The organism is uncultured Formosa sp., from assembly GCF_947500765.1.
GTDB lineage: Bacteria > Bacteroidota > Bacteroidia > Flavobacteriales > Flavobacteriaceae > Formosa.
This window is the reverse complement of record NZ_CANMTH010000002.1, coordinates 130,705-146,280: the sequence shown is the minus strand read 5'-3', so window position 1 is coordinate 146,280 and position 15,576 is coordinate 130,705. Positions and strand designations below refer to the sequence as shown.

The 15,576-nt window shown below is 32.4% G+C and carries 14 protein-coding genes; 4 read left to right on the top strand and 10 right to left on the bottom strand.

What is annotated here, in order from left to right; translation table 11 throughout:
- Positions 1–16 precede the first annotated feature (16 nt).
- A complete protein-coding gene (locus Q1B05_RS03710) occupies positions 17–2,068 on the top strand; it encodes a pitrilysin family protein (RefSeq protein ID WP_299777714.1) in 2,052 nt (683 codons plus the stop codon).
- Positions 2,069–2,117: 49 nt separating this feature from the next.
- Here Q1B05_RS03710 and Q1B05_RS03705 read toward each other — a convergent pair whose 3' ends face one another.
- On the bottom strand, positions 2,118–2,993 hold the full coding sequence (locus tag Q1B05_RS03705; RefSeq protein ID WP_299777713.1) for an EamA family transporter: 876 nt from the start codon (positions 2,991–2,993) through the stop codon (positions 2,118–2,120).
- Positions 2,994–3,083: 90 nt separating this feature from the next.
- Here Q1B05_RS03705 and Q1B05_RS03700 point away from each other — a divergent pair, with 90 nt between their 5' ends.
- On the top strand, positions 3,084–3,503 hold the full coding sequence (locus Q1B05_RS03700; RefSeq protein ID WP_299777711.1) for a heavy metal-associated domain-containing protein: 420 nt from the start codon (positions 3,084–3,086) through the stop codon (positions 3,501–3,503).
- Positions 3,504–3,749: 246 nt separating this feature from the next.
- On the opposite strand, the gene Q1B05_RS03695 is transcribed toward Q1B05_RS03700, so the two are convergent.
- From Q1B05_RS03695 to mutY, 6 genes are all read right to left on the bottom strand, one after another.
- Positions 3,750–4,538, bottom strand: coding sequence for a transglutaminase family protein (locus Q1B05_RS03695; RefSeq protein ID WP_299777708.1), 789 nt, complete (start codon positions 4,536–4,538; stop codon positions 3,750–3,752).
- Between the two features lie 249 nt (positions 4,539–4,787).
- On the bottom strand, positions 4,788–5,675 hold the full coding sequence (locus tag Q1B05_RS03690) for a dienelactone hydrolase family protein (RefSeq protein ID WP_299777706.1): 888 nt from the start codon (positions 5,673–5,675) through the stop codon (positions 4,788–4,790).
- A gap of 95 nt (positions 5,676–5,770) precedes the next feature.
- The gene (gene gldD, locus Q1B05_RS03685; RefSeq protein ID WP_299777704.1) at positions 5,771–6,358 is read right to left on the bottom strand and encodes a gliding motility lipoprotein GldD; all 588 of its coding nucleotides are present in this window, start codon (positions 6,356–6,358) and stop codon (positions 5,771–5,773) included.
- 1 nt (position 6,359) lies between these two features.
- Entirely contained in the window at positions 6,360–7,664 is a 1,305-nt protein-coding gene (locus tag Q1B05_RS03680) for a gliding motility-associated protein GldE (protein WP_299777702.1), read from the bottom strand.
- Positions 7,665–7,687: 23 nt separating this feature from the next.
- Complete coding sequence (gene ssb, locus Q1B05_RS03675) at positions 7,688–8,134, bottom strand: single-stranded DNA-binding protein (protein ID WP_299777700.1); 447 nt, start codon at positions 8,132–8,134, stop codon at positions 7,688–7,690.
- A gap of 90 nt (positions 8,135–8,224) precedes the next feature.
- Positions 8,225–9,265, bottom strand: a complete 1,041-nt coding sequence (mutY, locus tag Q1B05_RS03670; RefSeq protein ID WP_299777698.1) for an A/G-specific adenine glycosylase — start codon at positions 9,263–9,265, stop codon at positions 8,225–8,227.
- Positions 9,266–9,400: 135 nt separating this feature from the next.
- On the opposite strand from mutY, the gene Q1B05_RS03665 reads away from it, so the two are divergent.
- Together Q1B05_RS03665 and Q1B05_RS03660 are read left to right on the top strand one after the other, a co-directional pair.
- Positions 9,401–9,694, top strand: a complete 294-nt coding sequence (locus Q1B05_RS03665; protein WP_038532346.1) for an HU family DNA-binding protein — start codon at positions 9,401–9,403, stop codon at positions 9,692–9,694.
- Between the two features lie 372 nt (positions 9,695–10,066).
- A complete protein-coding gene (locus tag Q1B05_RS03660) occupies positions 10,067–11,611 on the top strand; it encodes a ribonuclease E/G (RefSeq protein ID WP_299777693.1) in 1,545 nt (514 codons plus the stop codon).
- Between the two features lie 82 nt (positions 11,612–11,693).
- On the opposite strand, the gene Q1B05_RS03655 is transcribed toward Q1B05_RS03660, so the two are convergent.
- Genes Q1B05_RS03655 through Q1B05_RS03645 form a run of 3 tightly spaced genes read right to left on the bottom strand, consistent with a single transcriptional unit; the run spans position 11,694 to position 15,553 of the window.
- The gene (locus Q1B05_RS03655; protein WP_299777691.1) at positions 11,694–12,278 is read right to left on the bottom strand and encodes a hypothetical protein; all 585 of its coding nucleotides are present in this window, start codon (positions 12,276–12,278) and stop codon (positions 11,694–11,696) included.
- A 40-nt stretch (positions 12,279–12,318) separates the two neighbouring features.
- Positions 12,319–13,356, bottom strand: coding sequence for an aldo/keto reductase (locus Q1B05_RS03650; RefSeq protein ID WP_299777689.1), 1,038 nt, complete (start codon positions 13,354–13,356; stop codon positions 12,319–12,321).
- Positions 13,357–13,372: 16 nt separating this feature from the next.
- A complete protein-coding gene (locus Q1B05_RS03645; protein ID WP_299777687.1) occupies positions 13,373–15,553 on the bottom strand; it encodes a multiheme c-type cytochrome in 2,181 nt (726 codons plus the stop codon).
- Positions 15,554–15,576 lie beyond the last annotated feature (23 nt).

Here is a 15,576-nt window from a genome sequence, read left to right as displayed (position 1 = left end):
CAAAAACGTATACAAAATGAAAACAAAAATATCAATATTATTAGTATTGTTTTTAATGTCTGTTGGCGTTCATGCTCAAATAGACAGATCTAAACAACCCGAACCAGGACCTGCTCCAAAAATTACTTTAAAAACACCACAAGAATTCCAACTAAAAAACGGAATTAAAGTACTTGTGGTAGAAAACCATAAATTACCTAAAGTAACTTACTCTTTAAGATTAAACAACACACCTATTACCGAAGGCAACAAAGCAGGCGTTTCAAGCTTACTTTCTGACATGTTAGGTAACGGAACAACATCTATTCCTAAAGACGAATTTAATGACGAAATAGACTTCTTAGGAGCTCGTTTAGGATTTGGATCTCAAAGTGGTTACGCATCATCTTTAACAAAATATACTGAACGTATTTTAGAATTAATGGCAGATGCAGCAATCAATCCATTATTTACTGAAGAGGAATTTCAAAAAAGTAAAAAACAACTTATTGAAGGTTTAAAATCTCAAGAAAAAAGTGTTGATGCTATTGCTTCTAGAGTTGGTGATGCATTATCTTACGGAAAAGACAATCCTTACGGAGAATTCACTACTGAAGAAACAGTTAACAATGTAACACTTCAAGACGTTAAAGATTTTTACACCACTTATTTTATTCCTAACAACGCATACCTCGTTGTTGTTGGAGATGTAGACTATAAAAAAGTAAAAAAAGCCATTACTAAAGATTTTGGTAAATGGAAAAAAGCTGCTAAAATAACCACAGCAACTCCTGCTCTAACAGCAAATGTTAACAGCACACAAATAGACTTTATAGACGCTCCAAACGCAGTACAATCTAACATTGTTGTAACAAATAATGTTGATTTTAAAATGAATAATGCCGATTATTTTGCTGCTAAACTTGCAAACTACATTTTAGGTGGTGGTGGAGAAGGTTATTTATTTAAAAACCTTCGTGAAGAACATGCTTACACGTATGGTGCTTATTCCTCACTTAACGATAGCCGTTATAACGCTGGCCGTTTTGAAGCAAGCTCTCAAGTAAGAAACACAGTTACAGATAGTGCCGTTGTTCAAATTTTAAATGAAATTAATAGAATTAAAACAGAACCTGTAAACCCTAAAGATTTAGAAAGTGCTAAAGCAAAATACATTGGTAGTTTTGTTATGGCTTTAGAAAAACCTGAAACTGTTGCAGGGTATGCTTTAGACATTAAATTAAACAACTTACCAGAAGATTTCTACGAAACGTATTTACAAAAAATAAATGCTGTAACGGCAGAAGACATTCAAAAAGCAGCGAACAAATATTTTGAATCTGGAAATTCACGTGTTATTGTTGTAGGTAAAGGAAGTGATATTTTAACTAATCTTGAAAAAACAGGACTTCCAATTAAATATTACGATAAATATGCAACACCTATAGAGAAACCGGTTTACGAGATTGCTATTCCTGAAGGCGTAACTGCAGAAACTGTAATTCAAAACTATATCACTGCTATTGGTGGAAAAGAAAAAGTAGGTACTGTAAACACGCTTTTAATGCAAGCTGAAGCAGAAGTACAACCAGGGGTTATGATGGTTTTAGAAATGAAGAAAACATCTAAAAATCAATTTGCCCAAGAAATTACTGCCATGGGACAATCTATAATGAAAACAGCAATGAATGGTAAAACTGGATACGCCGTTATGCAAGGTCAGAAAAAAGACATGACAGAAGATGAGGTTAAGAAAACTATAGCAGAATCTGCTCCTTTTCCTGAAGTTGGCTATTTAGACAGCGGTGTTACTTTAGAAAAAATTGAAGCCGTAGATGGAGAAAACGCCTATAAAATTAAAGTAGACGAGGAATTATCTTTATTCTTTAGCGTAGATTCTGGACTAAAAATAAAAGAAGAAAGAACAACTCCTATGGGAAGCTCTTCATTATTTTATTCAGATTATAAAGATTTAAACGGTATTAAATTTCCTTATAAATTATCTCAAACTATGGGACCTCAAAAATTCGATTTTACAGTTACAGAAATAAAAGTTAACGAAGGTATTTCAGACGAAGATTTCAAATAATCAGACTAAAATATTTCAGATTAAAACCGAAGTTCACGCTTCGGTTTTTTTATGCCTTTTTATTAGCCAAATACACGCCTAACAAAATAATTAAAGAAGCAAAACCTTGTAATAAACTAAAACCTTCTCCATCTAAAAACCCCCAAGTTAACGCAACAATAGGCATTACATAGGTTACAGAAGAGGCAAATACAGGCGTAGATATTCTAATTAATTTATTAAATAACACTTTAGCCAATGCTGTTCCAAAAAAGGATAAAATAAAAATATAAACTAAAGCCATTTTAAGTGCTGGTTGATGCAAATTAGAACTTTCAAAAAAACCAGTAAACAACAATATTATAAACGCAGGAATTACCACCACCACATAATTACCAGTCGCAATGGTTAGTGGTTTTAAATGCTGTAAATGGCTTTTAATAATATTTACATTAAAGGCATACATTACAGTCGCTAATACAATGTAGCCCGCGTATAAGTAATTCTGATGTGGATTTAAATCGGCTCCTTCCATAACTAACAAAGCAGTTCCTATAAACCCTAAAACAACACCAAAAATCTGACGTTTCGTTGATGCTATTTGAAACACCGCAAAACCAACTAATATGGTTTGAAGCGGCACTAAAGAATTTAAAATAGAAGCAATAGCACTATCTATTTCCGTTTCAGCAATAGCAAATAGAAAAGCAGGTATAAACGATCCAAAAACTCCAGATAACGCAATCCATTTCCAAGCAGTTTTATCTATAGTTTTAATATATTTTAAACCTACCGTAAATAAGATTAAAGCTGTAAAAATATTTCTTAAAGCTCCCAATTGAAAAGGAGTCACTCCAATAAGTGCTTTTTTCATTAAAATAAAGGAACTCCCCCAGATTAACGACAATACAAAAAGATAGGCCCATTTTGAAGTGTTTTCGCTCATATAACTTATTCTAACGCTACAAAAATGAAACTTTTAACATGAAAAATCACTTAAATCACTAAATTTGTTCACCTATAAATTTTTGACTAAATGAAACATTTTAAAATTATTTTTGCTGTAGTATTACTTTCAGTAGTATCTTTTTCATGTAAAAACAAATCAGCTGAACCTGAAATAAAAACAGTAGAAGCGGCTACTCCTATAGAAACTGTAGCTAAAACTATAGATCCAAATGCAACTTATGCCAAAGCAGAATTCACTATTAAAGGAATGACTTGCCAAATTGGTTGCGCTAATACCATAGAGAAAAAATTATCTAAACTTGATGGAGTAAAATCTGCAACAGTAAGTTTTGACAAAAAATTAGCTATGGTAGAATATGATGTCTCTAAAGTAAATACAGCAACACTTGAAGAGACTGTAACTGGATCTGGAGATATGTACAGTGTAAATGACATGAAAACTGTAGATAATTTTGAAACAACAAGTACAAAAGAAACAAGAAAATAGATAACTCTGTAACGGAAACTTTAAAAGTAAATTTGAAGGTGTTACGATGGCATATTCTGCAGACAGAAAAGAAAGATGTTGTACGACTTAAAAAGCATGAATTTAAACGCTGTTACATAAATAAATATAAAAGCATCTCAAAAAGAGATGCTTTTATATTTTACACATGACTTAATAATAATTATTCATTTTAACACGAACATACTCTTAGTTGTATTTAAATAGATCTACAAAACAGCTCGTGTCTTAATTTTTAATTTGAGTCACAGTAACATGTTGTTTTATTGTATGAACAACAGGTCCAAACTGATTAAAAATAGCCACGTCGGCTGCATCTAGTCCGTAGCCTACAGACACATATCCGCCTTTTACTCCTGATTGTGTGGCATCAAAAACATACCAACGTCCACCAACATAAGCCTCAAACCAAGCATGCATATCCATGGGTTTTAAATTATGCAAATACCCAACCACCATACGCGCAGGAATACTTAAACTTCTGCATAACGCAATTCCCAAATGGGCTAAATCTCGACAAACACCAGACCCTTTTTGATTTACCTCTATAGCTGAGGTTGGATAAGCACTACTCCCTGGAATATAACTAATCGTTTGGCGTAGCCACTCTTCTATAGCATACACTTGTTTATAACCAAGCATTTTATTTGCTGTAATTGTATTAGCCAGATCATTAAAGCGATCGGACTCACAGTATCTGCTAGGCAGTAAATAACAAAGTACATCGTTTGGTAAATGCTGTATTTCTACAAAAGGGGCTTCAAAATCTACATCAACAAATTCAGACGTTTTCACATCTGAAGTCGTATAAATAGTCAAATCTCCTTTTGGAGCAACAAATCTTTGACACAGATTCCCGTAACCATCTGTAAATTCTATGATTGACACATTGGGAGAGATTTTAAATTCATCGCGCTCAACCCATTGTTCCGCACCACTACGAGGCCGTAACATTAAAATAAAAGGCGTTGGAGTTTCTACATCGAAAGCCAAATCACAACTAACACGTAACCACATAAGTGAATTTTATTAAAAGTAATTTATGTTACCAAAATTGACAACTATTAAATATAGATGATTATTAATAAAGACGTATTATCTAATTTGTTTTAATTATAGCATAACCCTGAATAAACGATAATAAAACACGGCCTTTAAAACACATACCCATTTATACACAACACAAAAAACATCACAAATTATTAATCAATAAAAAAGCACCTCTTTCGAAATGCTTTTTTATTATTTTATATTTAAATAACTTAACTACTTCAAATTCTCTTTAAAGAAAGAAATCGTTCTGTTCCATGATAAACTTGCTGCAGCTTCATCATACCTTGGTGTTGTATTATTATGAAAGCCGTGATTAACTTCTGGATATACAAAAGCCTCATATTGCTTATTATTAGACTTAAGAGCGACTTCATAGTCTGACCAACCTGCATTAACACGTTTATCTAATTCGGCATAATGCAACATTAGAGGCGCACTAATTTCAGCGACTTCTTCGTCACTAGGCTGACTGCCATAATACGGCACTGCAGCCCCCAAATCAGGTATTCGTACAGCCATCATATTGGAAATCCAACCTCCAAAACAAAAACCAACAACTCCTATTTCTCCAGTACAATCCTCATTATTTTTCAGATAGTTAAAAGCAGCAATAAAATCTTCTAACATATCATTCTTATCCCGTTTCTTTTGCAATTCTCTACCAGCATCATCACTTCCTGGATATCCACCCAAAGGAGTTAACGCATCTGGAGCTATAGATATAAACCCTTCTAAAGCTGCACGTCTTCCTACATCTTCTATATACGGATTTAAACCTCTATTTTCATGAACAACAATAATCCCCGGAAGTTTCTTTGTAACGTTTTTTGGTTTTGAAAGTAGTGCTTTAATACCTCCACCTCCTCTAGGAGAATTATAAGTAATATAACTTGAATCTAGTCGAGAATCGTCTGTATTAACTAAAACCGAATCTATATAGTTTGGAGAAATAAAACTAAGCAAGGACGACAAGGTAATCCCTCCCACAGCATACAACGATAATTTTTTCAAGAATTGACGCCTTTCAATTTTACTATGCACATAATCGTCATACAAATCAAAAACCTCTTGATTTATATCTTTTTTTTTCAGTTTTTTCATAGCCTTAAATTAGTCTTTTTTTTGAAAACTATTTTAAACTTATAAAAACTTTAAGGAATTAATATAATGAAACATACAATACTTAAAAGCTAATTTTACTTCCAAGACACAGACTCCATGATCTGTTTTATATCTTTTTCTAGATATTTTGCTGCTGGTAAAATAGAGTCGTAATTAGGTTTAGCGTAGAAATACAAAGACCCTGTTAAAAAATGTTTTACACTATCTGTAATGTAAAACTGAGATTGTGAAGCTGCATTTCCGCCTACTTCATAAAACATACCATACACTTTTCGCTCATCGTTTATATACACTTGCTCTGCAATTTCGTCTGCTTTAATAGTGTGTTTTTGGGTGAAATTTTGAGCATCCTTAATAAACTCCATTAAATTTTTAGAGTCTTCATTAATGTTTTTATACGTTAAGTAAATGGTTCCTTTTAAATGAGAATATTCAATATTAACACCATAATTTTCTTTACCTACCATTTTCTTAGCCTCAACATTAGTTGAAAATTTATTTTTATTAAATGTAAAAGGCACATCTAAATCGGTTTGAATATAATGCGCTTCTGGGTAACTTAACCTTAAATACGCATTAGGTTTTGGAGTAGGATCTTCATCACAAGAGATCACAAAAATTAATAAAATAAGTATAAGACTATTTTGAATGTATTTTGACATATTATGAAATGGTAACTTTTACGCGTTTAATACGCTTTTTATCTAAGGCTTCTACAGTAAACAAATAGTTTTCGAAACTAATTTTCGCTCCTAATTTCGGGAAATTCCCAGAATGCTCCAACACAAAACCTGCAACAGTTTCTGCTTCTCCTTTTTTTTGTTCAAAATTAGAATCGTCTTCAATCTTAATAATTTTATAGAAATCTTTTAATGGAGTTTTTCCTTCAAACACGTAATTATGATCGTCTAACTTAGAATACACTAAATCTTCATCATCAAATTCATCACTAATTTCTCCAACAATTTCTTCAATAATATCTTCTAAAGAAATCAGTCCAGAAGTTCCTCCATATTCATCTACAACAACTGCTAAATGGACTTTTTTCTCTTGAAACTCACCCATTAAATCGTCTAATTTTTTGTTTTCTGGCACAAAAAACGGCTCTCTAATTAAAGAAATCCAATCAAATTGTTTTCTATCTACATAAGGCAACAAATCTTTAACGTAAAGAATCCCTATTATATTATCGATATTATCTTCGTAAACAGGAATTCTTGAATACCCGTTTGATACAATTTCAGAAATAATTTCGGAATACTTTAAATCTTTATTTAAGGCAAAAATATCTATTCTTGGACGCATAACCTGCTTGGTATCTGTATTTCCAAAAGAGACAATACCTTGTAAAATTTTATGTTCTTCTTTAGAAGTATCTGCCTCACTCGTTAGCTCTAAAGCTTGGGATAATTGATCGATACTGAAATTAGATTTTTGCTTCCCTAATTTGGCGTGAATTCCTAAGGTTATACTACGCATTGGTATGCTTAAAGGAGAAAACAACACATCCATAACCTGTAATGGTATAGCCATAAATGTGGCAAATTTCATTTTATTTCTACTGGCATAAACCTTTGGTAATATTTCTCCAAATAATAAAATTAAGAATGTTACTAAAACAACTTCAAGAATAAAACGAACTACTTCAGAGGTAATACTATTAAACATAATATCGCCTAAATAAGCAAAGAGAATAACAATACCTATGTTTATAAAGTTATTGGCAACGAGAATAGTTGCTAACAATTTTTTAGGACGTTCTAATAATTTTGAGATAATTTGAATGGCCTTAGAATCGTTTTCTATGCCTTCATCAATATCTGTAACTGTAAGAGAAAATAGAGCAACTTCTGCTCCAGAAATAAGTGCTGAACAAATAAGTAAAACACACAAAAGCACGACACCAATAATTAATGGAATATTTATCGCGGGAATTAGAGCTAAAAAACTCGAGGGGTCAGGGTCCAATTGGAATAAATTTAGTTAAACAATTAAAACGGCAAATCGTCTTTTACACTAGATGTATCTTGACTTGCTGTTGATTTATTTTCTGTAGGTTTTACTTCTTGCGGCAATTGTTGCGCATTAGCTAAACTTTCTTTTTTTGTTGTTAAAAAGGTAAAATCTGTACATTGTATTTCTGTGGAGTAACGTTCTTGACCAGATTCGTCTTGCCATTTTCTAGTTTTAAGACGCCCTTCAACATAAATTTTGTCGCCTTTACTTAAGTACTTTTCACAAATTTCGGCACCTTTATTACGTACCACAATATTATGCCATTCGGTATTTGTAATACGCTCGTTAGTTTGCTTACTCATGTAAGTTTCATTGGTTGCTAGAGGAAAACGACCAACACAACCACCTCCTTCAAAATAGTGCATTTTAACATCATCTCCTAAATGCCCAATAAGCATCACTTTATTTAACGTTCCAGCCATAAATTGTTTTTTAACGAACTGCAAAATTACACTTTGTAGTTCAACTTTTTTAAAATTAACAAAAAAATTATAAGATATAACTATCCGAGACTAAAAATTGAAATCTGCTATAAAATTTCCAATTAAGATAGGTACAGGAAAATCTTCTACATCAAACACAGAAATAGCACCGTCAATGTTAGCATCTACCTCTACAATCCAAAATCTTGTATATAAATGTTGATGTGATAATTTATGAATAATTTCTTCTTTATTATATAAAGACACCTCGAAAGTTTTTCCTTGTAACACCTCGAAAGACTCTAACTCCAACTGTAATTGCTTATGATTTAGCGCCTTTTCTGACTCAATTAAAGGAAACTGATACAGATTTTGCCAAATCCCTTTACCCTGACGTTGTTCTAAAACAGTAGTTTGATTAGGTGTTAAAAACACTAAAAAATTAAAATATTTCTTAGACACTTTTGCTGCCTTTATTTTTACAGGTAGTTCGTTTATAACTCCCTTACCAAAAGCATAACAACTCTTATTAAAGGGGCACACAGAACAATCTGGACTTTTAGGCTTACACTGTATAGCACCAAACTCCATTACAGCTTGGTTAAAAGTGGCAGGATCTTTTTTATCGATTAATTCCTGAGCTAAAGCTTTAAATTCTTTTGCGCCTTTAGACGAATTTATTGCAGTATATATTCCAAAATACCGCGATAATAAACGATATACATTACCATCTACAACAGCAGAGATTTCATTATAACAAATTGAAGCAATAGCACTCGCCGTATAATCGCCCACACCCTTTAATTTTAATAAATCTTTATAGGTATTAGGGAAGATACCCCCCAACTCATTTACAACATATTTTGCTGCAAAATGCAAGTTTCTAGCTCTAGAATAATAGCCTAAACCTTGCCAAAGTTTTAAAACTTCAGCCTCATTTGCACTCGCTAAGTCGAAAACTGTTGGAAATGTAGTAACAAAATCTTCATAATATGGTAAACCTTGCTTAATTTGAGTTTGCTGTAAAATTATTTCAGACAACCATATATAATACGGATTAGTTGTCTGTCTCCAAGGAAGTTGACGCTTATTGACTGAATACCAATCTGTTAAAGTTTTACTAAAAGTCATATATAAAAATTAGGTCTGGCAAAAATAATCGTTTATAATCTTAAATTTTAATGAATTAGGTTTGAAATATTGAATTTTAAATGACTATATTTGCATCCCTTTATAATTAATTGATAACTTTAAACATAATAAATAATGACTAAGGCTGATTTAGTGGCGAAAATTTCTGAGAAATTAGGAATTGAAAAAGGTGACGTTCAAGCAACTGTGGAGACATTCATGGAAGAAGTTAAGACATCTTTAGAAGCTGGTGATAACGTATATTTAAGAGGTTTTGGTAGTTTTATAATCAAAACTCGAGCGGAAAAAACTGGTAGAAACATTTCTAAAAACACTACTATTAAAATTCCTGCACACAACATTCCTGCATTTAAACCTGCAAAAGTATTTGTAGAAGGTGTAAAAACCAATGTAGACGTTAAAGAATAACAAAAAACTAAATATTAACCTAAAAAAAAACAGATCTATGCCAAGTGGTAAGAAACGTAAAAGACATAAGGTAGCGACGCACAAGCGTAAGAAACGTGCTCGTGCTAACCGTCACAAAAAGAAAAAATAATCCCAAAAAGTAGTTTTATAACTACTTTTTTGGTTTTTATCAAATTGTTCTTTGACATGAGTTCCCCCGCGATATACCTTTCGCAAAAAAAGGAAACTCCACAGATTAAATCCTGTGAAAAAATAATGTATAATCCATCTGTACAGTTTGGTTATTAGTTAAAGGTTAATAGTTTTTAAGTTTTACTTTCTAACTATTAACTTAAGGCTATAAACTTAATAGTATGGATATAAATTAACGAAATGGATAAAGAATTGATCGTAAGATCTGGTCCCCAACATGTTGATTTTGCCTTATTAAAAGATGGAAAACTTATTGAATTACATAAAGACGAAGGAGGTAACAACTTTTCCGTTGGCGACGTGTTTATCGCCAAAATAAGAAAAACTGTTCCTGGACTAAATGCTGCTTTTGTAAATGTTGGCTACGAAAAAGATGCCTTTTTACATTATCACGATTTAGGTCCGAAGCTCCCTTCACTTTTAAAATTCACAAAACGTGTAAGCACAGGTAAACTAAACGATTTCTTTTTAAAAGATTTTCCGTTTGAAAAAGAGATTGATAAGAATGGAAGCGTCATAGACGTCCTTAAATCAAATCAATCCCTACTCGTACAAATTGTAAAAGAACCTATTTCTACAAAAGGCCCTAGAATAAGCTCTGAGCTTTCTATAGCAGGTAGATATATTGTTCTTGTTCCTTTTTCTGATCGCATTTCAATTTCTCAAAAAATTGAAGACAAAGAAGAAAAAGATCGCCTAAAACGTCTGGTAAAAAGCATTACGCCTCCAGGTTTTGGTATTATTGTACGTACAGTAGCAGAAGGCAAAAAAGTTGCCGAATTAGATAAAGACTTACAAAATTTGCTTGGTCGTTGGACTGCAATGTGTAAGAAACTTAACAAAGCACATCACCCTAGTAAAGTTTTAGGAGAATTAAATAAAGCCTCGTCTATTTTACGAGATATATTTAATGATACTTTTACAAGTATACAGGTAGATGATGAAGAACTTTATCACCAAATTAAAGATTACGTGCAACTTATTGCACCTAACAAAGAATCAATAGTTAAATTGTATCAGTCTAATGTTCCTATTTTTGAAAAATTTGGAGTAGAAAGACAAATTAAAACGTCGTTTGGAAAAACGGTTTCTATGGCAAAAGGCGCCTACTTGGTAGTAGAACATACCGAAGCCCTTCACGTTGTAGATGTTAACAGCGGTAACCGCTCTAACAAAGCCAATTCTCAAGAAGACACAGCACTGGAAGTTAATATGATTGCTGCCCAAGAGATAGCTAGACAGCTTCGTCTACGCGATATGGGAGGAATTATAGTTGTCGATTTTATTGACATGACTAATGCTGAAAACAGAAAAACGCTATTCAATTACCTTCGTGATGAAATGAAGGATGATAGAGCGAAACACAAAATATTACCTCCAAGTAAATTTGGATTGATACAAATTACAAGACAGCGTGTTCGCCCAGAAATGAACATAAAAACCCGTGAAGATAATCCTAACGGAGTAAAAGGCGAAGAAGTTGAAGCACCAATAATATTGGTACAAAAAATAACGCAAGAGCTTGAGCGACTATTAAAAAAAGACTATAAAAAGGTGGTTTTAAACACACATCCTTTTATAGCGGCCTTCTTAACAAAAGGCATTCCATCAATTCGTTCAAAATGGTTTGTTGAACACAAAAAATGGGTAAAAATATTACCCAGAGATGCTTACACATATCTAGAATACCACTTTTTTGATAAAGATGGTAATCAAATCAACTAATAAAAAAGCCTTACTTGAATAAAGTAAGGCTTTTTTTATATTCTATTATTAAAATAAAAAGATACACTTTTTTAATCTTAAATTATTTAATTAATTTAGAGATCTTATAATCAGTCTTCTTCTGGTCGTATTCTACTTGAGTAATAATTTTGGTGTTCAATAACCAGTTTAATTGATTCATGAATGTATCTTCTGGTAAGTCTAAATCAATTCTTGAATATTTTTCTCTTATCCGTTCTTTAGACAATTTTATTAATTTATCTACAAATTTCCCCACCTTTTCACGAGAAGGAGAGTCTAAATAAAACGTTAGAGAAGCATAGCCTCCATTTAAAATTAACACATTATTGAGAGGTGCTTTAAAACACGTAAACCCTAATAAAAAAAAGAATAAACTGCCCCAAATTAACACATCTAATTCTGGGTTAGAATTCATTTCAACAAAAAACGTTACCAAACATATAATTGCAATTAAAACAAAGCAGCTTCCTACAATTTTCAATCCATTTCTGGAATATGTTTGTATAAATTTTTGATGCCCAATAGATTCAATATCAATAGTCCATTGTTTAGAACTTAAAAACCCTGTTTCTTTAATAATTAATTCGGTCTCATTCACAAGCTCGAATTCTTTTTTTTTAGAACCTCTTTTCTGTGTAATTTTCATTACAAATTAAATTTTAAAACATATTAAAACGAACTCCTTCTTATGTAGCGGGGTTAGGAATTTCTTCATGTACTTTATTAATTTCGGCTATAATATCGTCACTTAAATTTACATGAATACTATCAATATTCTCTTTTAATTGCTCCATTTTAGAAGCTCCAATAATATTACTAGTCACAAAAGGTTGTTGAGTTACAAACGCTAAAGACATTTGTGCTAAACTTAAACCATAATCTGATGCTATTTTTAAATATTGTGTGGTTGCTTTTGTACAATTTACACTACTGTAACGTGAAAAACGCGGGTATAAATTTAACCTAGAATTGTCTCCCGCAAGTCCTTCTATATATTTACCAGACAACACCCCAAAAGCCATTGGCGAGTACGCTAATAAGCCTAAACCTTCTCGCATAGCAATTTCTGCTAAGTCACTTTCAAATCCCCTATTTATTAAAGAATACGCATTTTGAATGGTTATCATTCGTGGTTTATTGTTGTATTTAGATTCTTCTATATAACGCATCGCACCCCAAGCTTTTTCGTTAGAAATACCAATATTACGAATCTTTCCTGCTTTAATAGCTTTATCTAAACTACTTAAAACTTCATTAAAATTATCTATCCAAGCATCATCTGGATTATGCTTATAATCGCGTGTCCCAAAAAAATTAGATTGTCGTTCTGGCCAGTGCAACTGAAATACATCTAGATAATCGGTTTGCAAGCGTTTTAAGCTTTGCTCTATAGCATTTTCAATTGCTTCAGGAGAAAACCCATTAGTTCTAATATGTGCTGTATAATCGCCTGGACCTGCTATTTTAGATGCTAAAACAATTGTACCACGCTTACCCGATTTTTTTAGCCATTTTCCAATAATTCGTTCCGTTTCTGCATAGGTTTCTTTTTGTGCTGGCACCGGATACATTTCAGCTGTATCAAAAAAATTAACACCTTGTTCTACGGCATAATCCATTTGTTTAAAACCTTCTTCTTGGGTATTTTGATTTCCAAAAGTCATAGTTCCCAAACAGATTTTACTTACTTTAATATCTGTATGTGGTAATGTAGTATATTTCATTTTGTAAAATGTGCTTTTATTGATTGTTTTGGCTAGCAGCTTGTAAGGCTTGCATAATTTTACTACTCGCTTCTATTTTTCCTTGATCGCGATAAATTAAAGCCAATAGATATTGATAATCTGGGTTACTAGCTTGAAGTTTTAATGCCTTCAAAATTATAGTTTCGGCATTAGACCATTGTTTATTTTGATAATAGAATGTTGACAAATTATACATTGATCTTGTATCTGTTGGATCAATCTTAATAGCTGTTTTCAAATCAGACACAGCCAAATTGTTCTGTTTTAATTCAAAATATAAAAGCGCTCTTAAATAATATGCTCGACCTTGGTTAGGCGCTTTTTTCATCCATAAATTTAAAGTACTTAAAGCGGAATTAGAATCTCCTTTTAAACTGTAAGACGTTGCTAAATTTGAATACACAGGTAATAATAAACTATCTTTCTTTAACGCTAATTCGTAATTTTTTATAGCATTATCTAAATCATTATTCTGAAGGTAATAATCTCCTAATTGTAATCTTCCAGTCGAAAAATCGGCATTAGTAAACATCATCGTTTCTAATTCATGTCTTGCCTTACTTAAAGCCGATTGATTTACAGAGGCTAATGTTTCTGTATCGATACCTGTTAACAATTGTACAGCTCCTATTCTAACTAAACGCGTACTATCACTTAAAAGTTTAGACGCTAAAGCGACTCGATCTTGTGGACTTAAGCCTCTAAATTTTTGAAGCGCATTATAACGTACCATTGCAGAAGGATCTTCTAAACTTTTTAAAACCGCTTCAAATTGTGCATTATTTGTAATCTCTAAATTTCCAATAACTGTAGATCGTGCAATTGCAGGATAGTTTAAGTTGTTTATAAATTGATCTAATCTGGCACGTTCTTGATCGTTTATATTCGACTTATTACTAATTAATAAATCGTCTGAAAAATGATCTAATCTATCTGGACCATACCAGTCTACCACTTGATCTGCGGCCCATTCATCAGATTTATCTTGGTGACATTGTGTACATGCATTTGGTGTACCATATTCTACACTTTGGTCTGGACGTGGCACTCTAAAACTATGATCACGTCTAAAATCGTTACCCATATATACTGCTCCTGTCATGTGACAATTTATACATTTAGCTTCATTAGTGTCTTGAGTATGAAAATGATGTGAAGGCTGGTCGTAACTTGGTGCATGACATTGCAGACACAACCTATTGTCCTGAAACTTTACTTTTAAAGTATGAGGATCGTGACAATCTGAACACTTAACACCATCGTGATACATTTTGCTTTGAAGAAAAGAACCATATACATAATCTTCATCTTCTATTTGACCATCTCCATGATAGAATTCTGAAGAAATATTTTGAAGCATATATTGATCTTCAAAAGCCGTTCCTGGAATCATTTTTTCGGTTAATCGAGACCGTCTTGCATGACAAGGTGCACACATATTCATTTGGCTTAATTGAGAATTACCCGGGATAATATAAGTATTTTCGGTATGTGTACTATCTTGAATGTGTTCTGCCCAAAATACATGACGCTCTGCGGGACCATGACAGCTTTCGCAACTTACGTTAATAATGGAATACGTTGTATTGTAAGAATCGGTTTCTACATCGTAATCTTTTTCTAAGTTAGTAGAGTGACACTCTGCACACATGGTGTTCCAGTTCTGAGCTGTTTCTGTCCAATGCAGCCAATCGTGCGGATCGATTTCATCTCCGTGATATTGATGAAACCAAACATTTTTTTCGGAATCCCAAGTGACACGCAGTACTTGTTTTTTCCCTTTATCAAAATCTATTAAATATTGCTGAAGTGGTCTTACTCCAAATGCATAACTTATTTCATAATCTACTTCGCTATCGTCAATTTCTTTAACGTGAACCATAAATTTATCATCTGCCTTTGTAAAATGATAAGACACACCATCTATAACCGTTTTCACATCATTAAAATCTCCTAAAATAGTAGAATCATTTGCAACTTGCATTGCTAAATCATGATCAGATCCTGTCCAGTTATCATATACACCTTTATGGCATGCCATACATTGTGAATCTCCAACAAAACCATCTTTATGTTCTGATTTAAAATCTTCTATCGCAACATAATCTGATTGTTTAGTTTTAGAATTACAACCTGTAAGTACAACTAAACAAACCACCCAAAACAAATGCTTCATACCTTTTAAAAATGTAGAATTAA